A 21,796-nucleotide genomic window follows, 5' to 3' on the forward strand; every position below is an offset into this window, starting at 1 on the left:
TTTCAATTCCTGACCCGGTGTCAATAAACCAACCTTAAATGTGACTATTTAAAGTCAATAGAGTTCGTCCGTGAGAGAGAAAAGCGCAAGCAACGAGCAGGAACGGGACGAATCTGAACCGGAACGGCATTGAGGGCGCATGCAGCGCAGCAGTAGAACATTTAACCAATGGTTAGACCAGCGAATTGTATTTCGATCCCATTAAAGGTGAAAAAGGCCCCTCTCGGAGCCTTCACACAGCATCAGTTAATAATATTCAGCGTCACATCAATATTGCCGCGTGTCGCATTGGAATACGGGCAAACGATGTGTGCCGCATCTACCAGCTTCTGCGCTTCTGCTGCATCCATCGCTGGCAGGTGAATGTTCAGTTTGGCTTCGATACCAAAGCCGGTTGGGATTGGGCCAATACCCACTTCACCTTCAATCCACGCGTCTTTTGGCATGGCGATCTTGTCACGGCCAGCGACAAACTTCATTGCACCAAGGAAACAGGCTGAATAACCCGCCGCAAACAGCTGCTCTGGGTTGGTCACTTCGCCGCCTGCACCGCCCATCTCTTTTGGCACACCCAGCTTCACATCCAGCACGTTATCAGAGGATGTCGCACGTCCATCACGACCACCAGTGGCTTTGGCTTTTGCGGTATAAACAACTTTATCTAAAGACATGATAACCTCACTATTCACTATATAATCGCGCACGACTTATCAATGCGCAGTTTTTACCTTGATATAAAGAATGCCGCCGCAGCGGCATCCACCCTTTTTATCTGGCGCGATTCAGATTATCGCGCAAATCATCCAGCTGGTTTTTCAGCGCCGTCATGGCTTCATTATCACAGGCTGTGGCGCACTGTACCGCTTCGGGAATGGTTTGCGCTTTCTCACGCAGCGCACGACCTTCATCGGTTAACGTCACCACCACCTGACGCTCATCCTGGCGCGAACGCTGACGGCGCAATAATCCGGCGGCCTCCAGACGTTTCAGCAACGGCGTCAGCGTGGCGGAATCGAGGAACAGCTGCTCGCCAATCTCCGATACTGTCACGTCATCTTGATTCCACAACACCAACATCACCAAATATTGCGGATAGGTAATCTCCAGCCCGGCCAACAGTTGACGGTAGACTTTATGCATCGCGAGATTCGCCGAATACAGGGCGAAACAGAGGTGTTGATCAACCTGGAGTGGCATCTGCTTCACTTTTTTGTCATCTTGTTTACTGTTCATGCGATTCAATATAGATAGCGCGCTAGACAATTGCAAGCAACTTTATTCCGGAGCGTGAAAGATGCGTGATTCACTGGAAGAGCAAGCGCGCCGTTATGCCACGCAAGCACATGCTGCTGCGGGACAGCGTCGCAAATACACCGATGAACCCTATATTGTGCATCCAGCCGCAGTAGTCGAACTGGTGCGTAGCGTCACCGATGATGAACAGATGATTGCCGCCGCCTGGCTGCATGACACGGTAGAAGACACCCCCAGCACCTTACAGGACATCGAAAGTCACTTTGGCCCGCGCGTGGCAAAGCTGGTCGATATGCTGACAGACAGCGCCCAACCCAGTGCGAAAAATCGTGCCGCTCGTAAACTGGCGCACTTTCGTCATACCGCGGAAGCCTCACCCGACGCGCAAACCATCAAGCTGGCGGACATCATTGATAACACCCGCGCCATCGTGCAGTTTGATCCCCACTTTGCCCGCATCTATCTGGTGGAAAAACAGATTCAAATTCAGCTATTAAATGAAGGCGATAAACAACTGTGGAAGCAGGCCGAGCAGATTATTCAGCACGGAATCGGCCAACTGGCGCAACCGCCACACAGCGTGCCGGAGAGTTGGTTTGTGAAACAGGCGGCGAAATACGGTGGATTGAGCTGAAAAAAAACCCGCCGTGCAGGCGGGTCAGAGAACCGATAATCGATCTTAATCCAGCAGTTGTCGCCCCAGATACGGGTTTGCTTGCAACAACTTCATCAATTTACGTGCCGTAGCGGATGGGCGCGTACGTTGCGCCTCCCAGCTTTTTACTGACGAAACGCTCACCCCCATCACGCGGGCGAACTCATCCACCTGCATGCCGGTCATTTCGCGTAAACGCTGTGGCTCGGGAACTGATAATTCATTGAGGGAGATTTCTGATACGGCGTGCTGCGCGTCACGTGTCAAAACAATCTGCTCAAGGCTACTAAGCAACTCGACCATTGGATCTTTTATTTCCATAGAGAACTCCTTAAAACTCACTATGAAGCACGTGAAAGTAGAGAGGTAAGCGCCAGTTGGCGCTGAAACCGACGTGTTGCACACTGCGAAAGATGTCAAAACGATGCAACAAATAGCCGGGACTCTTAGTATGGGTCAGATCCCCGGCTTTGCTGCCTGATTGCTGATTATTTTTTATTCTTACTTATGTCACAGCGGGATCGATCACCATAAGTAACTGACCCGCCTGCACTTGCTGCCCGGCCTGGCGATACAGCGTATGGATTTTTCCACTCACCGGCGCCACGATCGGGATTTCCATCTTCATCGATTCGAGAATGCCTACCGTGGCTCCCGCTTTAATGTCACTGCCTTCGTCAACCAACCATTGCCACACGCTACCCGCCACCTGGCTCTCTACCGGGCGACAACCCGCAGGCACCGCGATCTCTTCTGAACTCTGTTCCTGCAACTGACTGTCAAACGTAAACTGACCTTCCGCACGCCAGCGCGCCAGTTCGCTGTCGAATGCCTGCTGGCGCTGCTGCTGGAAGTGTTCAATCTCTGCGGCCTGTTCCGTCAGCATCGACTGATAATCTGCGAGGCGGAATTCGCCCTCCTCCACGCGCAGCGGGTAATCCCCCCACGGGAAGCGTTCGCGGATCGTCAGTAACTCCTCGGCGCTGACCGGATAAAATCGGATTTGATCAAAGAATCGCAGCAACCACGGCTGGGTAAAGGCTGCGGTCTGTCGATCGCGGTTCCACATCTGCATAGTGCGGCCAACAAACTGGTAGCCCCCCGGCCCTTCCATGCCGTACACGCACAGATATGCACCGCCAATGCCCACCGAGTTTTCCGCTGTCCAGGTGCGAGCAGGATTGTACTTGGTGGTGACCAACCGATGGCGCGGATCGAGCGGCGTCGCCACCGGCGCACCGAGATAGACATCGCCCAGCCCCATCACTAAATAAGCGGCGCTGAACACAATCTCTTTCACCGCATCAACACTCTCAAGGCCATTGATGCGACGGATAAATTCGATATTACTGGGGCACCAGGGCGCATTGGGGCGCACCGACTGGTCATAACGGGTGATGGCTTCACGGCAAGCGGCATCGTCCCAGCTGAGTGGCAACCACACCGTGCGTGACGGCACGGCCGCATCAGACAAGTCGCCCAGTCGCTGATCAGCGTGCAATATTTGCGCCAACAGCTCACTTCTTGCGCAGGCCTGCGCATCGTAATGCACCTGCAGTGAACGGATGCCGGGGGTTAACTCTTGCTGACCCGCCAGTGGATGCGCTTCCAGCCACTGCATCAACGCGTGCACGCGAAAACGCAGTGCGATATCCAGCATCAGATCGCCATATTCCACCAGCAGGAAACGGTCGCCCGCTGCACGCACGCTGAGCGAAGGACGCCCATTCGATGCCGCATGATGGTGCAACACGGGATCAATCAGGGGCAGTGCAGCATTCACTGTAAGCGGTGCTGATTGCAGTTTGATGATCTCTTCACCTTGCGCCTGCGCCAGACGATCGGCGGTAGTCAGATCGATCGGCAGAAAGCGCACACGATCCCCGGCTTTCATCTGACCCAGCTTCCACAGGTCGGCTTCGACAACCGTGGCCGGGCAAACAAAGCCACCCAGCGAGGGGCCATCGGGGCCGAGGATCACCGGCATGTCACCGGTGAAATCCACGGTGCCGAACGCATAGGCGTTGTCGTGGATGTTGGAGGGATGCATACCCGCTTCGCCACCATCGCTGCGCGCCCAGGTGGGTTTGGGGCCGATCAGACGAATACCGGTGCGGCTGGAGTTGTAGTGCACCTGCCACTCCGCAGCAAAAAACTCCACCATATCCTCATCGGTGAAAAAGGTCGGCGCACCGTGCGGGCCATACACCACCCGCAGCTGCCACTCCCCGTTGAGCGCGGGCACTAAAGACGCAGGAAGTGTCGCCTCTGGCAACAGCTTAGGCGAGGCCAGATGCAGTACGTCACCGGCACGCAGTGCGCGTCCCGCGTGTCCACCAAATTTACCCAGCGTAAACGTACTGCGGCTACCGAGGTAATGCGGCGTATCCAGCCCGCCCGCCAGCAACAAATAACTGCGGCTGCCCGCACTGACCTCACCGAGCGTCAGGGTTTGCCCCGCTTGCGCACGGATAATCTGGTGCATCGCCAGCGATTGCTGATCCAAATCGGCGGCAATCGGCGCGCCGGTAAGCACAAAGCTGCACGCCTGATTAAAACGCAGGGTCGGGCCATGCAGCGTGATCTCCAGCCCGGCGGCTTGGGCATCATTCCCCAACAGGCGGTTGCCCAGTTGGAATGATCGGCTGTCGAACGGACCGGAAGGTGGCACGCCAACGTGCCAGTAGCCCACGCGCCCCGGCACATCTTGCACCGTGGTTAAGGTGCCACCGCTGAGAATGTCCAGCGTTGGGGGCTGCCACTGGACGCCGCCCAACGTGGCGGTAATGACACGCCCTTGCTGCACTTCCGGCAGTGCGCAGAGATGGCGCAGCCAGAGCAAATTGGTTTCGATACCGTAAAGCGCAGTTGCATTCAGCGCCTGCGCCAGGCTATTGAGCGCCAGATCGCGATTGGCGGCGTGCACAATCACTTTTGCCAGCATCGGATCGTAGAAGGGCGACACCTCCATACCGCTCTCGACACTGCTGTCGATACGCAGCGTGGCCTGATCGATTTCGGCCGGGAACTGCACATGGCTGAGTAAACCGGCGCTCGGCTGAAACTGCTTAGCAGGATCTTCGGCGTAAAGCCGCACCTGAATGGCGTGGCCGTGCGCCACGGGTTGAAGAGAGGCAAGAGGCGGCAAGGTTTGTTGCGCCAGCTCCACCATCCAGTGCACCAAATCGACGCCGTAGACCATTTCCGTCACGCCATGCTCAACCTGCAAACGGGTATTCACTTCAAGGAACCAGAACTGCTGGCTGGCATCGTCATAGACATACTCTACCGTTCCCGCGCTGCGATAGTTCACAGCACACGCCAGCCGCACCGCCGTGGCCTGTAACTCGGCGCGCACTGCTTCGCTCAATCCCGGTGCCGGCGTTTCCTCCATCACTTTCTGATTACGGCGCTGCGCCGAGCAGTCACGCTCGCCCAAGGCAATCACGTTGCCCGCGCCATCGCCAAAGATCTGCACTTCAATGTGGCGAGCGCGCGCGATAAATTTCTCTAAAAACACGCCATCATCGGCGAAATTATTGCCTGCCAGGCGTTTCACACGGGTAAAAGCCGCTTCCAGCTGTGATGCATCATCACAGCGCTGCATGCCAATACCGCCCCCGCCCGCAGTGCTTTTAAGCATCACCGGGAAACCAATCTCATTGGCCATCACCTGCGCTTCTGCCAGCGAGGTGAGCAGGCCACTGCCCGGCAGCAACGGCACCTGGTTTTCCTGCGCTAATGCACGCGCGCGATGCTTGAGGCCAAATGCCGCCATCTGCTCAGCGCTCGGGCCGAGAAACTGCACGCCAGCCGCGACACAGCGGGTGACAAACTCCGGGTTTTCACTGAGAAATCCGTAACCTGGATGCACCGCCTGCGCGCCGCTTTGTGCGGCAATCTCCAGTAATTTGTCTTGGTTAAGGTAAGTGTCTCGTACCTGCCCATCGCCCAACGACCAGGCTTCGTCCGCCAGACGCACATGGCGGGCATGGCGATCGGCTTCGGCGTACACCGCAATCGCCCGGATATTCATTGCTTGCAGGGTACGGATAATACGCACGGCAATCGCGCCACGGTTGGCAATCAATACGCGATCAATCATGAGTGAACTCTCTTATTACGGCAGGTCGTCCTGCGCGGACCGTGACGGCTAAAAACGGGTCGTCCCGTTGCGTCAAAGGATCACCACACGCTGACTAAAATGGGCGTTGGGTTGTAACCGTTGCAAGGGTTGTTGAGCTGCGGGCAGTTGGAGATCAGCACCAGGATGTTCATCTCCGCCACCATCTCGACATATTTGCCCGGTGCCGAGATGCCGTCGGCAAAGGTCAATCCGCCTTCATTCGTCACCGGCACATTCATAAAGAAGTTGATGTTGTGGGTGATGTCGCGGCGCGTCAGGCCGAATGCTGGATTCTCTGCCACCGCCAGCATCCAGCTATCGCGACAGGAGTGCATATGCCGTTTTTCCAGATCGTAACGCACGGTATTGCTCTCGCAGGAGCAGGCTCCGCCCAGCGTATCATGGCGACCACAGGTATCGGCGGTGATAGTCAGCATCGGGCGATCGGCATTGGACCGCAGCACGCTACCGGCGCTGAGGAACACATTCTTCTGCCCACGCAGCGTATCGCTCATGCTGTAGCGCTCGGCGGTGTCGTCAGCATTAAAGAACAGGGTATCGGCCGCCTGATTGCCTTCCAGATCGGTAATCCGCAACGTCTGGCCCGCTTCAATGCGCTGTAACCAGTAATCCCCGGCATTGACCTGCTGCTGGAATTGCGCATCGACGAGGTTGAGCACACTTTCATTGATCATCACTCTTCTCCTTGCAGCTGATACAGCGTGTTATTGCGCAGGCCGCGCTGGTTTTCACTGCGTTGCAGGCAGATGTCTGGCAGCGGCGCGCGTTGGGCATCGAGTTCGATCTGCACCGGCTGGCGCGGATAGTCGCTGGCCGTACTCAATGGATGGGGGCAGGTGTGCAGAATGACTAAAGTGTCCATGGCAAAGCGCAGACGCACGGAGGCACCCGGCGCGCCCTGTTTCTCCAGTTTCAACGTGCCGTTATCATCGGCGCGCACCTGGGCAAACAGGTTGAGGCAAGCTGCCATATCACGCTGGCCCAACCCATACTTCGCCAGTTCGGTGAGGAAACTGTCGTAACCGTTTTGATGGCGCAGATTGCGCGCTTCCTGATAATCACTGACGCCGAAGCGCGCGGCGGTTTGCTGCGCGTTCAGCGTGCCGCACACCGTTTCGTGCCAGCCAAAACTGTCTTGTTCGATGCCGCAAAAAATGCGCCCCATATCGGAGTAGAGGCAGTGCCCCGCCGTCAGGCGGAAGGTGTGTTGGCACTTCAGCGTGTCGGGCGCGTTGTAGCGCTCCAGCAGATTTTCCGGGTTATAAAACAGCAGGCCCACATTGGCACCGCCTTCGATATCGGTCAGCGTCAGCGCAGTGCCGCTGCGCATCACCAGTGACCAGTGTGAACCCGCCGGTAACAGCGTTTGATAAGCATTCATGCTTCTCTCCTTTAAGCCACCTGCGGCTCAGACGGCAAGCCAGCCGTAGGCTGATCGCGGTCGAGTGGCAGGTCATAAGTGATAGTGGCGCCCCAGGCTTCTGGCGCATGCGGGTCGTGACGCAGTTTGTCGAACACCAGCAGGCGCGAAGCCAGGCTGAAGCCCTCCTTCAGGTCATGGGTGATCATAAAAATGGTCAGGTTGTGCTGTTGCCACAGGCGGGTAATCAGCTGGTGCATCTCGCTGCGAATGCCGGGGTCGAGGGCGCCAAACGGCTCGTCGAGCAACAGAATGCGCGGTTGCTTCATCAGTGCCTGTGCCAGTGCCAGGCGCTGCTGCATGCCGCCAGAGAGTTGGTGCGGATATTTGCTCTGCGCATGTTCCAGCCCCACCTGCGCCAGCATCGCCTGCGCTCGCTGGCGAATCTCCAGCCGTTTCTTCCCCCACACGCGCCCCAGCCAGCGTGCGGTGCTGAACTCTTCCGCCAGCATCACGTTGCCCAGCACCGTCAGATGGGGAAAGACCGAGTAACGCTGAAACACCACGCCACGCTGGGCATCCGGTTCGTCCGGAATCGGTTCGCCATCGAGCAGCAGTTGCCCTTTGGTCGGCGATTCGGTGCCGAGCAACATGTTGAGAAAGGTGGTTTTGCCGCAGCCGGATGCACCGACAATGGCCACAAACTCGCCCTCTTCCACGTCGATATTGAGTCGCTCCAGCACCACTTGATCGCCGTAATGCTTTTGCAGATTTTTCAGTTGCAGTAATGGCATCGCTCGCCCCTTGGTTATTTCGCGTGATACCACGGCCAGCAACGACGGCTAATTAGCCGCAGCAGCAGGTCGAGCATAAAGGCCAGTAGGGCAATCCATGCTACGTAAGGCAGGATCACATCCATCGCCAGATAGCGACGCATCAGGAAGATGCGATAGCCCAGCCCTTCGGTGGCCGCAATGGCTTCTGCGGCGATCAGGAACAGCCAGGCGGATGCCAGCGACAGGCGCACCGCATCAAACAGGCGCGGCATCAGTTGCGGCAGGATCACGCGCCACAACACCTGGGCACTGTGGCCGCCCAGCGTCTGCGCTTTCACCAGCTGTTCACGCGGAATTTTCTGCACCTGTAGCTGCAAATCACGCGCAATCAGCGGGGTGATGCCAATGACAATCAGCACCACCTTTGACACTTCACCTAAGCCGAAACAGATAAACAGAATCGGCAGAATCGCCAGCGGTGGCACCAGCGCCACTACCGTCACCAGCGGTGCCAGCACCGCACGCACCACCGGTAATGCCCCGGTGAACAGGCCCAGCGCCAGCGCCAGCAGGGCGCTGATCACTACGCCACTGAGCAGGCGCATCAGACTGGCGGCAGTATCGGTCCACAGCAGGTATTCACCGGTGCGCGGGCTGGGTTCAAACGCCATACGGCTGATGGCCTCGCCCATGGCATTAAATCCCGGCAACAGTTTGTCTGCGGCGTTCAGGCTAAGACGCGCATCCGACGCGAACAGATAGACCAGTAGCAGCGCCAGCAGTGGCAAGATGCCAAGCAGCAGGCGGCCGAGCGGCAGCGGTTGGTAGTTGATCAATTTACGCATCGGCTTCGCCTCGCTTACAGCTGCCCAGCGGCCGCCAGTTTGGTGTATTCATCGGTGAAGCGCAGTTTCAGGTTATTGGCATCCCCCCAGTTACCGGCTGGCGTTTCTACCCCCACCACATCGGCACTCGGTGCGCCTTCACCTAGCAAGCCGTGTTTGAAGGAGAACTCGGCGACCAGTTGCATGGTGGCTTTAAGCTGCGGGCTATCGACAAAATCGAGGGTGGTTTTGGCATCGCTGAACAGGTGTGTTGCCGCCAGTTGCTGATCAAATCCCGCCAGATCGGTGCCTGATGCCTGCGCCATTTGCGTGCGTGCTGCTTTCGCGCTTTCGCTCTGGCCCGACATGGTTTTCAACGTTTCATACCAGGCACCGGTCAGCGCTTTGCCAAGCTGCGGGTACTTTTTCAGGGTTGCGGTGTTCACCACCAGCAAATCGAGGATTTCGCCCGGGATCTGAGCAGAGGAGAAGACTAAGTGACTGTCCGGCTGCTTTTCCGCTTCGGCCAGCAGCGGGTTCCAGGTCACGATGGAGTGCACATCCTGAGTGCCAAACGCGGCCACCAGATCGGCATCAGCGGTATTAACCACTTTGACATCCTTCTCGCTCATGCCGGATTTCTCCAGCGCACGCGCCAGCAGATAGTGGGACACCGAGAGTTCCACCAGATTGATCGGCTTGCCTTTAAGCGAGGCGATATTGCCTTTGCCTTTCAACAGGATGCCGTCATTGCCGTTGGAGTAGTCGCCGACTATCAGCGCGGTGCTGTCCACGCCACCGGTGGCCGGAATGGTCAGCGCATCCATGTTGGTCATGGTGCAGCCGTCAAAACCACCGGCGGTGTACTGGTTCACCGATTCGATGTAGTCGTTAACCTGAACAAACTGGATATCAATGCCGTATTTATCGGCCCATTTTTTAACGATGCCGCTTTGTTGGGCAAAGTCCCATGGCATCCATCCTGCGTAAATGGACCAGCAAATCTTGAAGGAGGGTTTATCGGCGGCCAGCGTGTTGACGCTGAACAGCACGGCAGTGCAAAGCAACAGCAGGCGAAGGCAGGCTTTGATCATGAGGATTCCTCTGACGTTAACGGGCTGAAATAAAGCAGGAGGCGGCGAGCAACGATCTCGCTTTCCTCCCGGGCTTTTATCCCGCCGTGTAACCGTCAGAGGACGGTCGGTCACTCTCGGACCAGCATCTTTCGATCGGAACCCTAGTGACCCATTGCAAATTGTCTGGCGACGTCGGTTGCCCGCTATCGCTCCTGCATCTGATTAATGACATTCAAAAAAAGTGCCAATATTTATCTCATTGAAAAAAAGAAGAATTATTAAATTCACCGCCGGATGATGACCGATCACTGCACAGCCATGCAGCAGCTGCGCACCAACATGTCGCAAGCTGCGTAAACCTGAATTTGATACAGCTCGCAATTTTTGACTGGCACTGAAAAAACTTTTACTGACTGTTCAAAGGGTTATTCCTTTCATCGCACCGCCACAGCCGAACCAATTCAACATTGGTTCACTTCTTGCCTAAGCTGAGAAAGCCCATTGCTCAGCGTTTCATCAATAAAACTGCTGGATAAGCCGGAATACCGATCTTTTTCTGATGTTTAAACAGGCGAACCAATCATGAATCATTCGTCAGAGAGCGCCCGAAACTCCAGTTCTGCCCTGGAGCAATTGCGTCAACTGATCCAGCAACACGAGCAGCAACCGGATCGCGCCCTGCCGACGGAACGTGAATTGGCGGAACGCTTTAATGTCGGTCGTCGCGAAATCCGCCGCGCGCTGGATGTGCTGGAAGAAGAAGGACGCATCTGGCGTAAACAGGGCAAAGGCACCTTTGTGGGCCCAGCGGCCCCGGTTCAACCTCTGGCGCTGCACGATCTGCCACAGCAATCCAATCTGCTGGAAGTGATGGAAGCGCGTTTACAGCTGGAGCCAGGGCTGGCAAGACTTGCCGCCCTGCGCGCCAGCAAAGAGCAAATTGCCCTGATGCAGCGCCTGCTGGAGCGTATGCACGGTATCACTGCGCCTGAAGATGGCGATCAGCATGAACTGTGGGACAGCGCCTTTCATCGCGCCATTGCGGAAGCGGCCGGTAACCGCCTGATGCTGGGTCTGTTTGATGCGTTGGATGCCGTGCGCCGCGACCCCGGCTGGCAACATTTGCGCGTGCAGGCACGCACTCCGGCCCGTCTCGATACCTACGACAGCCATCATCAGCGCCTGGTCAATCACATTGCGCAGCGCCAGCCGCACGAAGCCGCCGCCGCGATGCGTGAGCATTTGCTGGCACTACAACAGGCGCTGCTGGAAGCGCTCTACTCTCACCAAGAGGAGTCGCCATGAGCGGTCACCCGGTTTTAGCGGTACGCAATCTGCGCGTCAAATTTCGCGGTTCTCCCGTCACGGTGCTGGATGATATTTCCCTGACGCTGCATGCCGGGGAAACCCTGGCGCTGGTCGGTGAATCCGGCTGCGGCAAGAGCATCACCTCATTAACCTTAATGGGACTACAGCCCAACAGCGCCGAGATTATGCAAGGCGAGATGACCTTTGATGGGCGCGACCTGCGGAATCTCAGCGCCAGCGACTATGCCGATTTGCGAGGCAATCAGCTGGCGATGATTTTCCAGGAGCCGATGACCTCGCTCAATCCCGCCTTTACCCTCGGCGACCAGCTCAGTGAAGCGGTAATGCGCCACCGTAACGTCAACCGCCGCACCGCATGGGAAGCCGCTCTCAGCATCCTGCAAAAAGTGCAGATACCCGCACCGGAGATGCGCCTCAAAGCCTATCCGCACCAGCTCTCTGGCGGCATGCGTCAACGCGTGATGATCGCCATGGCGCTGATTAACCAGCCGAAACTGCTGATTGCCGACGAACCGACCACCGCGCTGGACGTCACCATTCAGGCGCAGATTCTGGCGCTGCTGAATACCCTGAAGCAGGAAACCGGCACCGCCGTGCTGATGATCACCCATGACCTGGGCGTGGTCGCCGAAGTCGCCCAGCGTGTGGCGGTGATGTACGCCGGACAGGTGGTGGAAAGCGGCAGCGTAGAGGAAATTTTCAACGACCCCCAGCACCCTTACACCATTGGCCTGATGGGATCGATTCCCAGCCTGAGCGGCCGCAGCGGCGCGCTGGCGACCATTCCCGGTCAGGTGCCGCTGCCGGAAAACATGCCGGCAGGTTGCCGATTCGCCAACCGCTGCCCGTTTGCCGAAACGCGCTGCCAGCACAATCGCCCGGCGCTGCGGGCGCTGGCCCCCGATCATCAGGTGGCGTGTTTCCGCGCACCGCTGGAACAGTACGTTGCGCTGGGAGAGATCGCATGAACCCGATTTTAGAGTGCCGTGATTTAAGCAAAACCTTCGCTGGGCCCACCCGCCTGTTTCAACGCAACCGTGGCGTCACGGCGGTGGACCGCGTGTCGTTACAGGTGATGCCGGGCGAAACGTTGGCGATTGTCGGTGAATCCGGCTCCGGTAAATCGACGCTGGGCCGCTTGCTGTTGCGCCTGCTGGCAGCCAGTGCGGGCGAAGTGTTGTACCAGGGCGAAAGCATTACCGATGCCAGCGGTGCGCGCCTGAACCAACTGCGCCGCGAGCTACAAATCATCTTTCAGGACCCTTTCGCCTCACTGAATCCGCGTATGACGGTGCAACAGATTGTCGGCGAACCGCTGTGGCTGCATGAAAAGCTGAGCCGCGAAGATCGTCACGCGCGCGTGGCCGAGTTGCTGCGCACCGTGGGTTTACCCGCCGCCTGGGCTGAGCGCTATCCGCACGAGTTCTCCGGCGGTCAGCGTCAGCGTATCGGCATTGCCCGTGCGCTTGCCTCTCAGCCCAAACTGCTGCTGGGCGATGAGCCGGTTTCGGCGCTGGACGTTTCTGTGCAGGCACAGGTAGTAAACCTGTTGGAGAGCCTGAAACAGCAGTTCGGCCTGACCATGATCATCGTCGCCCACGGTCTGGCGGTGATCCGCCATATGAGCGATCGCGTGGCGGTGATGTACCTCGGGCAGATCGTGGAAGTCGCCAGCGTGGACGAGATTTTTGATGCCCCGCTGCACCCTTACACCCAGGCACTGATCGCCTCTGCCCCGCAGATGCAGCCGGGGGCCAGCCGTCAGATTCCGATGCTGCAGGGCGATCTGCCTAATCCGGCCAATCCACCGTCCGGCTGCCGCTTTCACACCCGCTGCCCTTGGGCCACCTCGGATTGCCGTCAGTTTGAACCGATCAATCAGGTATTGAGCGGTGGACGCCAGATTGCCTGTCATCGCTGGCAGGAGATTAACCGCGATCGCAGCGTCATCACCATCGCACCGCCTTCCGCTGCCTTTTTACGACGCCGCGCGCTGTTTGAGCAGGCCGTCAAACAACAAGCTTAACCCTCTGGAGATTCGCCTGTGAACAAAGCTCGTCATACGTTATTCACCGCCTTAAGCGGCTTGTTACTGCTCGGTGCCAGTGCCCACAGCCAGGCTGAAAGCGTTATTCGCATTGGTCTGGGGGCCGATCCGGACATGCTCGATCCCCATCTGGCGCGCACCTATTACGGTCGCTTTGTCTTTGCCGCGATGTGTGACCGTCTGGCGGATGTGGATGAAAATCTGAAGGTGGTGCCAGGACTGGCAACCGACTGGGCATGGAGCGATGAGGGCAAAACGCTGACCATGAACCTGCGCAGTGGCGTGACCTTCCAGGATGGCGAAAAATTCGATGCCAACGCGGTGAAGTTCAATATTGAGCGCGCGTTAACGCTACCGGGATCGCTGCGTAAAAGCGAAATCTCCTCGATTGACAGCGTCGAAGTGAGCGGCCCAATGCAGGTGAAATTCCACCTGAAAAAACCCGATGCGGCGCTACTCAGCCAGTTAACCGACCGCGCGGGTGCCATGCTGGCCCCGGAAGCGGCGAAAAAACCGGATTTCGCCACGCATCCGGTCTGCTCCGGCCCGTATCAGTTTGTCAGCCGCGTGCAGCAGGACCGCATTGTGCTGCAGCGTTATAACAACTACTGGAATAAAGACGCCTACCACTTCGATAAAGTGATCTTCCTGCCGATTCCAGATGCCTCAGTGCGTCTCGCTAACCTGCGCGCAGGCGATCTCGACCTCACTGAAGGCGTGGCCGCCAGCGATGTGAAAACCGTTGAAGCTGACAGCAAGCTGGCGTTAGCCAAGGTCACGGGCCTCGGTTATCAGGGCATTACCTTCAACATCAATAACGGCAAAGTCGATGCCAATAGCCCATTGAAAGATGCGCGCGTGCGTGAAGCCTTCTCGCTGGCGATCGATCGCGATGCCCTGAATCAGGTGGCATTTGAAGGGCTGTATACACCAGCTAATCAGGCGTTTTCTCCGGTAAGCCCTTATCACGTCAACAAGCCTATCGCCGCACGCGACGTGGAGAAAGCCAAGGCGCTGTTGAAAGCCGCTGGCGTCACCACACCACTGAATCTGACACTGATGGTGACCAACAACCCCACAGCACAGCAGGTCGGTCAGGTGATTCAGGCGATGGTGGGCGAGGCAGGCTTTAACCTCAATTTACAGATGAGCGAGTTCGCCACCTTACTGGATCGCCAGCAGCGCGGCGATTACCAGCTCAGTTTGTCAGGCTGGTCAGGTCGTCCCGATCCGGATGGCAGCATCTACTCCTTTATCAACAGTAAAGGCACGCTGAATGACGGGCGCTACAGCAGTACGCAAGTCGATGAGTGGCTGAACGCTGCCCGCCTCACCAATGACCAGGCACAACGCCAGGCGCTCTACGGCAAGGTGGTGAACCAACTGCAAACCGATATGCCTATCGCCTATCTCTACTTTGAGCCGCGTATTTTTGGCATGACGAAAAAGTTGCAGGGCTTTAAAGCCTGGCCGGATGGTTTAGTCCGTCTGGCCGGTGTGAGCCTGGCGCAGTAAACCGCTGAGGAGCGATGATGCTGGAACTGATTGTTAAACGCCTGCTGCTGGCCATTCCGACGCTGCTGCTGGTGAGCATTATGGTGTTCGCCTTGCAAAAACTGCTGCCGGGCGATCCGGTGCTGGCGATGGCCGGAGAAGAGCGCGATCCGGCGGTGATTGCGCAGCTGCGTGCCGAGTATCACCTTGATGATCCGATTTCTACCCAGTATTTCTCGTGGGTGGGGAGTGCGCTGCAAGGCGATCTTGGCATGTCACTGCGCACCAAAGAGCCCGTCACCGCACTGATCGCCAGCAAACTGCCGGTGACGCTGGAGCTGTCGCTGTTGGCGATGATCATTGCGCTTTCGATTGGCATCAGCATGGGCATCATCGCGGCGGTGCGTAAAGACAGTTGGGTCGATCACACCACCAACTTTGTCGCGCTATCCGGCATTTCGGTGCCGCATTTTTGGTTGGGTATCCTGCTGATCCTGCTGTTTTCCGTGCATCTGCAATGGTTGCCCGCCTCCGGGTTTGTGCCGATCAGCGAAGATGTGGTGCAGAACCTGAAAACCTTGTTGCTGCCTGCGCTGGTATTAGGCACCGGCCTGGCGGCGACGCTGATGCGGCATACCCGCGCCTCAATGATCGGCGTGCTGAAAGCCGATTACATCCGCACCGCACGCGCCAAAGGGTTGCTGGCACCAAAAGTGGTGTTGAAGCATGCCTTCCGCAACGCGTTAATGCCGATCGTCACACTCACCACGCTGCTGTTTGGTGAACTGCTGGGCGGTGCGGTGCTGACTGAGCAGGTTTTCACCCTGCCTGGTTTCGGCAAGATGATTGTTGATGCGGTCTTCAACCGTGATTACGCCGTGGTGCAAGGCGTGGTGCTGGTGGTAGCGATCGGCTTTCTGCTGCTGAATCTGCTGGCGGATGTGCTCTATCTGTTAATCAACCCGAAAATGCGAGGCTAGCCATGAGCGAGGTTTTAACAGCGGGCGCAGTGCCCGTAGTCACACGCCCTAAGCGCCGGGTACTGAATAAATTTCTGCGCAACAAAAGCGCCATGATAGGTGCAGTAATCGTTGTGCTGTTTGTCGCCGTGGCGCTGCTGGCGCCCTGGCTGGCCCCCGCCGATCCGATCAAGGCTAACTTCCTGGCGGTGCGCAAAGCCCCTTCGGCACTCTTCTGGTTTGGTACTGACGAACTGGGCCGCGATATTCTGTCACGCCTGATTTGGGGTGCCCGCACCTCACTGCTGGCGGGCTGTATCTCGGTGATGATCGCCATTTTGATTGGCGTGCCGCTAGGCTTGATTGCCGGCTACTGGCAAGGATGGTGCGACGGCATTATTTCGCGCTTTATCGAAGCCCTGCTGGCCTGCCCGTTTTTGATTCTGGCCATCGCCTTGGGTGCCTTCCTGGGACCGAGCCTCTCGAATGCGATGATCGCGATTGGCCTGTCGGCGATGCCGATTTTTGCCCGCCTGACGCGAGGCCAGGTGATCGCCATCCGCCATGAAGAGTATATCGACGGCGCACGTGCCATTGGCTTGCCGGATCGCTGGATCATCCTGCGCTATGTGCTGCCCAACGTGATGTCTCCGATTCTGGTGCAGGCCACCCTGGCAATTGCCTCCGCCATTATCACCGAAGCCAGCTTGTCCTTCCTCGGCCTGGGTCAGCAGCCACCTTCTCCTTCCTGGGGAGCGATGCTGAATACCGCCAAAGGCTATCTGGAGCAGGCACCCTGGATGTCGATTTTCCCAGGTCTGGCTATTTTTCTTACCGTGCAGGGCTTCAATCTATTGGGTGACGGACTGCGCGATGCGCTTGATCCGCGCAATGACTCACACTAAGGAACCGTTATGAGTGATTTGGATTTCAACGTTAGCTACGCCTCACACCGTGCCCCGATGATGGGACGCAATGCAGTGGCAACCTCACAGCCGTTGGCGGCACAAGCAGGCATGCGCATGTTGCAGCAAGGCGGCAATGCGGTGGATGCCGCGATTGCCACCGCCATGGCGCTCACCGTGCTGGAACCCACTGGCAACGGCATTGGCAGCGATGCGTTTGCGATTATCTGGGATGGCAAACAGCTGCACGGCTTGAATGCTTCCGGTCGCTCCCCCGCCACCTGGAGTGCGGATCGCTTTGCCGGGCACAGCACCATGCCGGAAATCGGCTGGGAAGCAGTGACCGTACCCGGTGCGGTTTCCGCCTGGGTTGCGCTGGCCGAGCGCTTCGCCACCCTGCCGCTTACCACACTGGCGCAACCGGCCATCGAATATGCCCGTGATGGTTTCCCGGTTTCGCCGTTGATTGCCCACTTGTGGCAGCGCGGTTACAACAAACTGAAAGCCCAACCGGGCTTTACCGCGTGCTTTGCACCGGATGGCCAGCCCCCGCGCGCGGGTGAACTGTTCCGTAACCCGGCGCAGGCTGCGACGTTGCAGAAAATCGCCGAAACGCGCGGCGAAGCGTTTTATCGCGGGGAACTGGCGGAGAAAATCGTGGCCTTTGCCGAGCAGCATGGCGCAGCGCTCAGTATGGCCGACCTCAACAACCACCGTGCTGACTGGGTCGATTTGCTGTCACGCCCCTTTGCCGGTGGATCGGTGCAGGAACTGCCGCCGAATGGTCAGGGCATCGCCACGCTGATTGCATTGGGTATTCTGGAGCAGTGGGATATTGGCCGTTATCAGCCTGATTCGGTGCCGTGGCTGCACCTGTCGATTGAGGCAATGAAGCTGGCACTGGTGGATCTGGATCGCTACGTCACGGATTACGATCATCTGGAATTCCCGGCAGAGCTGTTACTGAGCGACCATTATTTGCAGCAGCGTGCGCAACTGATCAATCCTGACCAGGCCGGTGATTTTACCTTCGGTTCACCGCAGCAAAGCGGCACCGTCTACCTCTCAACCGCCGATGCCAGCGGTATGATGGTGTCGTTCATCCAGTCCAACTATATGGGCTTTGGCTCTGGTGTTGTGGTACCGGATACCGGCATCAGCCTGCAAAACCGTGGCTGCGGCTTCTCACTCGATCCACAGCATCCCAACGTGGTGGCAGGCGGGAAACGCCCTTTCCACACCATTATCCCGGCATTTGCTCTGGATGCCGCAGGCCAGCCATTGATGTCATTCGGCGTGATGGGCGGACCGATGCAGGCGCAGGGGCATTTGCAGCTGGCGTTGCGCATCATGCAGCATAAACAGAACCCGCAGGCGGCGATTGATGCCCCACGCTGGCGTGTCGAGCAAGGCCGCGCAGTGGTGGTGGAACCAGGGATTGATCGTAACGTGCTGGCGAAGCTGCGTGAGATGGGGCACCAGATTACGGTGGAAGATCCGCTGCAAAGCTACAATTTCGGCGGTGCGCAGGCGATTGTGCGCGATTCGCAAGGCTTCTACATTGCCGCCACCGAAAGCCGCAAAGATGGGCAGGCACTGGTGTTTTAATATCGGTGGGCATTAATGCGCACCCTACGAAAAATTGCATCCAACTTTGTGAGGTCGCCATTTATGGCGACCGCCAGCCGTTGTGCACGCCAGGCCATTGCACTATTCTTTAGGACCATTCCCACTGAATCGTATATATAGCCATAACAGGAGTTCAACATGGCGTCAGGATTATCCCGCATCTGGATGCGTACCGGCATGCTTATGGTCAGCGCACTGGTAGTGCTGCAACTTACCGCCTGTGGCGATAAAGAAGGCGATCAACGTAAAGCCTTCACCGATTTCCTGCAGAACACCGCCATGCGTAGCGGTGAACATCTGCCCAGCCTGAGCGAAAACCAGAAGCAAACCTTCGGTAACTACGCCAGCGACTACGCCATCCTGTATGGCTTCTCTCAGCAGGCCAACCAGGCGGTTGAACAAGGCATGCGTCCCGTGGTGGATGAGCTGGCGGCAATCCGTGTACCGCAAGATTATCTGACCCGCCGTGATTCTCTGCGCCAGGCGAGCGGCAACCTGAGTGTGCTGTCGCAACAGATTCAAAGCGCCAAAATGCAGGCCGACAGCAGCAAAGCCACGCTAAAGCAGCCCGACGATCTGAAAAAAGTGTATGACAACGTGTATGCCAAAGTGGTGACGCAGCCTGCCAGTACCCTGATTCCCCTGCTGCCTCAGCTGCAGGCATTGAGCCAGGCGGCGGTGCAAACCGGTGACTATCTGCAATCACAGGGCACTCGCGTGAGCTTTAACGACGGCGGCGTGCAGTTCCCAACTCAGGATCAAGCCACGCAGTACAACACGCTAATGAGCAACCTCTCCAGCAATGCACAAGCACTGACCCAAGCGCAAAATGCCGTGCAGGGTGGTTTGTAACCGCGCGATGTAACCTGATGCCGGGCGGCCAGACGGTCGCCCCTACAGTCGTTATCCCTCCGTCCTTCTTTTCAGATTTTTCGTCACTTCCTTACAACTGACTTTTCTGCGTAGACAGAGTGTGATCTGGCGCATTTTCGACCAAAAAATGTTTGTGATCCAAATCACATTTACGAGACAAACCTCATCCTTGCAAAGGTGACTTAAGTCACATTTATCACCTTGTTTTGCTTAATATTTCGCCACCGTACTTTTCTTACACCTCAATAGTGTGATCTACGTCACCTTATAGCACCCCAACCACCCCAATATTGCGTGATCTGCATCACACTTATCCCGAATGCTACGCAGCGTAATAAACTAGTGCTAGAGTCCGCGTGCATACAGTGATGCCACGGCCCGCGCCGGAATGGCTCAATAAAAGTCTTAACAAAAACAACCGCGCTCTTATTGCAGCGCGTCTCAATAAGGGGTGGGTTTATGTCCTCATCAGCGAAGGTCAAGGTCCAGAGCTTTGGTCGCTTTCTGAGTAACATGGTGATGCCAAACATCGGTGCGTTTATCGCCTGGGGTATCATCACAGCACTGTTCATCCCAACCGGATGGATTCCTAACGCAACGCTGGCGAAACTCGTCGGCCCAATGATCACTTACCTGCTGCCACTGTTGATCGGTTTCACCGGTGGACGTCTGGTGGGCGGCGATCGCGGCGGCGTGGTCGGTGCTATCACCACCATGGGCGTGATTGTCGGTGCAGATATGCCGATGTTCCTCGGCGCGATGATTGCCGGTCCACTGGGCGGCTGGGCGATCAAAACCTTTGACCGTATGGTTGATGGTAAGATCAAAAGCGGCTTCGAGATGCTGGTTAACAACTTCTCAGCCGGTATCATCGGTATGCTGTTGGCGCTGCTGGCGTTCATCGGCATCGGTCCGTTGGTAGAAGGTTTGTCGCACATCCTTGCGGCGGGCGTAAACCTGATGGTGCAGAACAACCTGCTGCCATTGACCTCGATCTTTGTTGAGCCAGCGAAAATCCTGTTCCTCAACAACGCCATCAACCACGGCATCTTCTCTCCTCTGGGCATCCAGCAGGCGAGCGAAGCCGGTAAATCTATCTTCTTCCTGATTGAAGCTAACCCAGGCCCGGGTATGGGCGTGCTGGTTGCTTACATGATTTTTGGTCGCGGTAGCGCCAAACAGTCTGCAGGCGGTGCGGCGATCATCCACTTCCTCGGTGGTATCCACGAAATTTACTTCCCGTATGTGCTGATGGCACCGCGTCTGCTGCTTGCAGTTATCCTCGGTGGTATGACCGGTGTGTTCACCCTGACCGTGCTGAACGGCGGCCTGGTGTCTCCTGCTTCTCCAGGTTCAATCCTGGCTGTGCTGGCGATGACACCAAAAGGGGCTTACTTCGCTAACATCGCTGCCATCATCGCCGCGTTTGCTGTCTCCTTCGTGGTCTCTTCTATCCTGCTGAAAACCAGCAAAGTGAAAGAAGATGACGATATCGAAGCCGCGACCCAGCGCATGCGTGATATGAAAGCGCAGTCAAAAGGCCAGACCGTTGCGGGTTCGCCAGTGATTGCCGATGCCAACAGCGTTGACGTCAGCCACGTGCGTAAAATCATCGTCGCTTGTGATGCCGGTATGGGTTCCAGCGCCATGGGTGCAGGTGTGCTGCGTAAGAAAGTGCAGGATGCCGGTCTGAGCAATATTTCGGTGACCAACAGCGCGATCAACTCGCTGCCGGGGGATGTTGACCTGGTGATCACCCACCGCGATCTGACCGAACGTGCGATGCGCCAGGCGCCGCAAGCGCAGCATATTTCGCTGAACAACTTCCTCGACAGCGCGCTGTACAGCAACCTGACCGAGCGTCTGGTGGCCGCCAACCGCAGCGAAGCACATCGTGAGACGGTGCAGACCACGCTGGCAGACAGCTATGACGACGGCAGTGCCAATCTGTTCAAACTCGGTGCAAACAACGTGTTCCTCGGCCTGACCGCCAGCAACAAAGAGCAGGCGATTCGCTTTGCCGGTGAGCAGTTGGTGAAAGGCGGTTACGTCCAGCCGGAATACGTCGAAGCGATGCTGGAGCGTGAGAAGCTGACCCCGACTTACCTGGGTGAGTCTATCGCCGTACCGCACGGTACCGTGGAAGCCAAAGATCGCGTGCTGAAAACCGGTATCGTGTTCTGCCAGTATCCCGCCGGTGTGCTGTTTGGTGAAGAAGCGGATGACGTTGCGCGCCTGGTGATCGGTATCGCGGCACGCAACAACGAACACATCCAGGTGATTACCAGCCTGACCAACGCGCTGGATGATGACAGCGTGATTGAGAAGCTGGCGAACACCACCAGCGTTGAAGAAGTGCTGGCGTTGTTGTCGCCTAAAGCGTAAACCACGTTTTAACTCCCTGGGGCGGGCAAGCCCGTCCCACATTTCCGGGGCGGATTTGCCCGCCCTTTCGTCATTTGATATGG

General features: G+C 57.3%; 19 protein-coding genes and 1 riboswitch. Of the genes, 10 read left to right on the plus strand and 9 right to left on the minus strand.

Annotated features, from left to right (window positions below; genetic code table 11):
- Positions 1–242 precede the first annotated feature (242 nt).
- Both LK04_RS18370 and LK04_RS18375 read right to left on the minus strand, forming a co-directional pair.
- Positions 243–671, minus strand: coding sequence for an organic hydroperoxide resistance protein (locus LK04_RS18370; protein WP_039335004.1), 429 nt, complete (start codon positions 669–671; stop codon positions 243–245).
- 97 nt (positions 672–768) lie between these two features.
- Positions 769–1,233, minus strand: coding sequence for a MarR family winged helix-turn-helix transcriptional regulator (locus tag LK04_RS18375; protein ID WP_039335005.1), 465 nt, complete (start codon positions 1,231–1,233; stop codon positions 769–771).
- 61 nt (positions 1,234–1,294) lie between these two features.
- Here LK04_RS18375 and LK04_RS18380 point away from each other — a divergent pair, with 61 nt between their 5' ends.
- Positions 1,295–1,888, plus strand: a complete 594-nt coding sequence (locus LK04_RS18380; RefSeq protein ID WP_039335007.1) for an HD domain-containing protein — start codon at positions 1,295–1,297, stop codon at positions 1,886–1,888.
- A gap of 45 nt (positions 1,889–1,933) precedes the next feature.
- On the opposite strand, the gene LK04_RS18385 is transcribed toward LK04_RS18380, so the two are convergent.
- The 7 genes from LK04_RS18385 to LK04_RS18415 form a co-directional block, all read right to left on the minus strand.
- A complete protein-coding gene (locus LK04_RS18385) occupies positions 1,934–2,230 on the minus strand; it encodes an HTH-type transcriptional regulator (RefSeq protein WP_039335009.1) in 297 nt (98 codons plus the stop codon).
- A 184-nt stretch (positions 2,231–2,414) separates the two neighbouring features.
- Complete coding sequence (uca, locus tag LK04_RS18390) at positions 2,415–6,014, minus strand: urea carboxylase (RefSeq protein WP_039335011.1); 3,600 nt, start codon at positions 6,012–6,014, stop codon at positions 2,415–2,417.
- 80 nt (positions 6,015–6,094) lie between these two features.
- The gene (locus LK04_RS18395; RefSeq protein WP_039335013.1) at positions 6,095–6,730 is read right to left on the minus strand and encodes an urea amidolyase associated protein UAAP2; all 636 of its coding nucleotides are present in this window, start codon (positions 6,728–6,730) and stop codon (positions 6,095–6,097) included.
- Positions 6,730–7,437, minus strand: coding sequence for an urea amidolyase associated protein UAAP1 (locus LK04_RS18400; RefSeq protein WP_039335014.1), 708 nt, complete (start codon positions 7,435–7,437; stop codon positions 6,730–6,732). The genes LK04_RS18395 and LK04_RS18400 overlap by 1 nt, the downstream gene beginning before the upstream one ends.
- A gap of 11 nt (positions 7,438–7,448) precedes the next feature.
- A complete protein-coding gene (locus LK04_RS18405) occupies positions 7,449–8,210 on the minus strand; it encodes an ABC transporter ATP-binding protein (protein ID WP_039335015.1) in 762 nt (253 codons plus the stop codon).
- Between the two features lie 14 nt (positions 8,211–8,224).
- Complete coding sequence (locus LK04_RS18410) at positions 8,225–9,037, minus strand: ABC transporter permease (RefSeq protein ID WP_039335016.1); 813 nt, start codon at positions 9,035–9,037, stop codon at positions 8,225–8,227.
- Between the two features lie 14 nt (positions 9,038–9,051).
- Entirely contained in the window at positions 9,052–10,110 is a 1,059-nt protein-coding gene (locus tag LK04_RS18415; RefSeq protein WP_039335017.1) for a putative urea ABC transporter substrate-binding protein, read from the minus strand.
- Between the two features lie 63 nt (positions 10,111–10,173).
- Positions 10,174–10,268, minus strand: a riboswitch (guanidine-I (ykkC/yxkD leader).
- A gap of 406 nt (positions 10,269–10,674) precedes the next feature.
- On the opposite strand from LK04_RS18415, the gene LK04_RS18420 reads away from it, so the two are divergent.
- The 9 genes from LK04_RS18420 to LK04_RS18460 all read left to right on the plus strand — a co-directional run bounded on the left by LK04_RS18420 (position 10,675) and on the right by LK04_RS18460 (position 21,713).
- Positions 10,675–11,397, plus strand: a complete 723-nt coding sequence (locus LK04_RS18420; RefSeq protein ID WP_039335018.1) for a FadR/GntR family transcriptional regulator — start codon at positions 10,675–10,677, stop codon at positions 11,395–11,397.
- Positions 11,394–12,389: an ABC transporter ATP-binding protein gene (locus tag LK04_RS18425; protein ID WP_039335019.1), complete on the plus strand. Its 996-nt coding sequence runs from the start codon at positions 11,394–11,396 to the stop codon at positions 12,387–12,389. Before LK04_RS18420 ends, LK04_RS18425 begins: the two co-directional genes overlap by 4 nt.
- The gene (locus LK04_RS18430; RefSeq protein WP_039335020.1) at positions 12,386–13,447 is read left to right on the plus strand and encodes an ABC transporter ATP-binding protein; all 1,062 of its coding nucleotides are present in this window, start codon (positions 12,386–12,388) and stop codon (positions 13,445–13,447) included. Before LK04_RS18425 ends, LK04_RS18430 begins: the two co-directional genes overlap by 4 nt.
- A gap of 18 nt (positions 13,448–13,465) precedes the next feature.
- Entirely contained in the window at positions 13,466–14,983 is a 1,518-nt protein-coding gene (locus tag LK04_RS18435) for an ABC transporter substrate-binding protein (protein ID WP_052206195.1), read from the plus strand.
- A 17-nt stretch (positions 14,984–15,000) separates the two neighbouring features.
- On the plus strand, positions 15,001–15,942 hold the full coding sequence (locus LK04_RS18440) for an ABC transporter permease (RefSeq protein WP_039335021.1): 942 nt from the start codon (positions 15,001–15,003) through the stop codon (positions 15,940–15,942).
- A gap of 2 nt (positions 15,943–15,944) precedes the next feature.
- The gene (locus LK04_RS18445; protein WP_039335022.1) at positions 15,945–16,826 is read left to right on the plus strand and encodes an ABC transporter permease; all 882 of its coding nucleotides are present in this window, start codon (positions 15,945–15,947) and stop codon (positions 16,824–16,826) included.
- Positions 16,827–16,835: 9 nt separating this feature from the next.
- Positions 16,836–18,434 carry a gamma-glutamyltransferase family protein gene (locus LK04_RS18450; protein WP_039335024.1) on the plus strand — a complete coding sequence of 533 codons (1,599 nt, stop codon included), beginning with the start codon at positions 16,836–16,838 and terminating at the stop codon, positions 18,432–18,434.
- A 159-nt stretch (positions 18,435–18,593) separates the two neighbouring features.
- Positions 18,594–19,307, plus strand: coding sequence for a DUF3053 domain-containing protein (locus LK04_RS18455; RefSeq protein ID WP_039335026.1), 714 nt, complete (start codon positions 18,594–18,596; stop codon positions 19,305–19,307).
- 480 nt (positions 19,308–19,787) lie between these two features.
- Positions 19,788–21,713 (plus strand): PTS mannitol transporter subunit IICBA, encoded by a 1,926-nt coding sequence (locus tag LK04_RS18460; protein WP_039335028.1) that lies wholly within the window; start codon positions 19,788–19,790, stop codon positions 21,711–21,713.
- Positions 21,714–21,796 lie beyond the last annotated feature (83 nt).

The organism is Pantoea vagans (assembly GCF_001506165.1).
GTDB classification, from domain to species: Bacteria; Pseudomonadota; Gammaproteobacteria; order Enterobacterales; family Enterobacteriaceae; genus Pantoea; species Pantoea vagans_C.

Excerpts from the sequence above, each read along its gene's own strand:
- LK04_RS18430 (WP_039335020.1), top strand. The coding sequence starts at position 12,386 with ATGAACCCGATTTTAGAGTGCCGTGATTTAAGCAAAACCTTCGCTGGG.
- LK04_RS18425 (WP_039335019.1), top strand. The coding sequence starts at position 11,394 with ATGAGCGGTCACCCGGTTTTAGCGGTACGCAATCTGCGCGTCAAATTT.
- LK04_RS18410 (WP_039335016.1), bottom strand. The coding sequence starts at position 9,037 with ATGCGTAAATTGATCAACTACCAACCGCTGCCGCTCGGCCGCCTGCTG.
- LK04_RS18380 (WP_039335007.1), top strand. The coding sequence starts at position 1,295 with ATGCGTGATTCACTGGAAGAGCAAGCGCGCCGTTATGCCACGCAAGCA.
- LK04_RS18375 (WP_039335005.1), bottom strand. The coding sequence starts at position 1,233 with ATGAACAGTAAACAAGATGACAAAAAAGTGAAGCAGATGCCACTCCAG.
- LK04_RS18445 (WP_039335022.1), top strand. The coding sequence starts at position 15,945 with ATGAGCGAGGTTTTAACAGCGGGCGCAGTGCCCGTAGTCACACGCCCT.
- LK04_RS18420 (WP_039335018.1), top strand. The coding sequence starts at position 10,675 with ATGAATCATTCGTCAGAGAGCGCCCGAAACTCCAGTTCTGCCCTGGAG.
- LK04_RS18385 (WP_039335009.1), bottom strand. The coding sequence starts at position 2,230 with ATGGAAATAAAAGATCCAATGGTCGAGTTGCTTAGTAGCCTTGAGCAG.
- LK04_RS18395 (WP_039335013.1), bottom strand. The coding sequence starts at position 6,730 with ATGATCAATGAAAGTGTGCTCAACCTCGTCGATGCGCAATTCCAGCAG.
- LK04_RS18370 (WP_039335004.1), bottom strand. The coding sequence starts at position 671 with ATGTCTTTAGATAAAGTTGTTTATACCGCAAAAGCCAAAGCCACTGGT.
- LK04_RS18450 (WP_039335024.1), top strand. The coding sequence starts at position 16,836 with ATGAGTGATTTGGATTTCAACGTTAGCTACGCCTCACACCGTGCCCCG.
- LK04_RS18405 (WP_039335015.1), bottom strand. The coding sequence starts at position 8,210 with ATGCCATTACTGCAACTGAAAAATCTGCAAAAGCATTACGGCGATCAA.
- LK04_RS18455 (WP_039335026.1), top strand. The coding sequence starts at position 18,594 with ATGGCGTCAGGATTATCCCGCATCTGGATGCGTACCGGCATGCTTATG.
- LK04_RS18440 (WP_039335021.1), top strand. The coding sequence starts at position 15,001 with ATGCTGGAACTGATTGTTAAACGCCTGCTGCTGGCCATTCCGACGCTG.
- LK04_RS18460 (WP_039335028.1), top strand. The coding sequence starts at position 19,788 with ATGTCCTCATCAGCGAAGGTCAAGGTCCAGAGCTTTGGTCGCTTTCTG.
- uca (WP_039335011.1), bottom strand. The coding sequence starts at position 6,014 with ATGATTGATCGCGTATTGATTGCCAACCGTGGCGCGATTGCCGTGCGT.
- LK04_RS18415 (WP_039335017.1), bottom strand. The coding sequence starts at position 10,110 with ATGATCAAAGCCTGCCTTCGCCTGCTGTTGCTTTGCACTGCCGTGCTG.
- LK04_RS18400 (WP_039335014.1), bottom strand. The coding sequence starts at position 7,437 with ATGAATGCTTATCAAACGCTGTTACCGGCGGGTTCACACTGGTCACTG.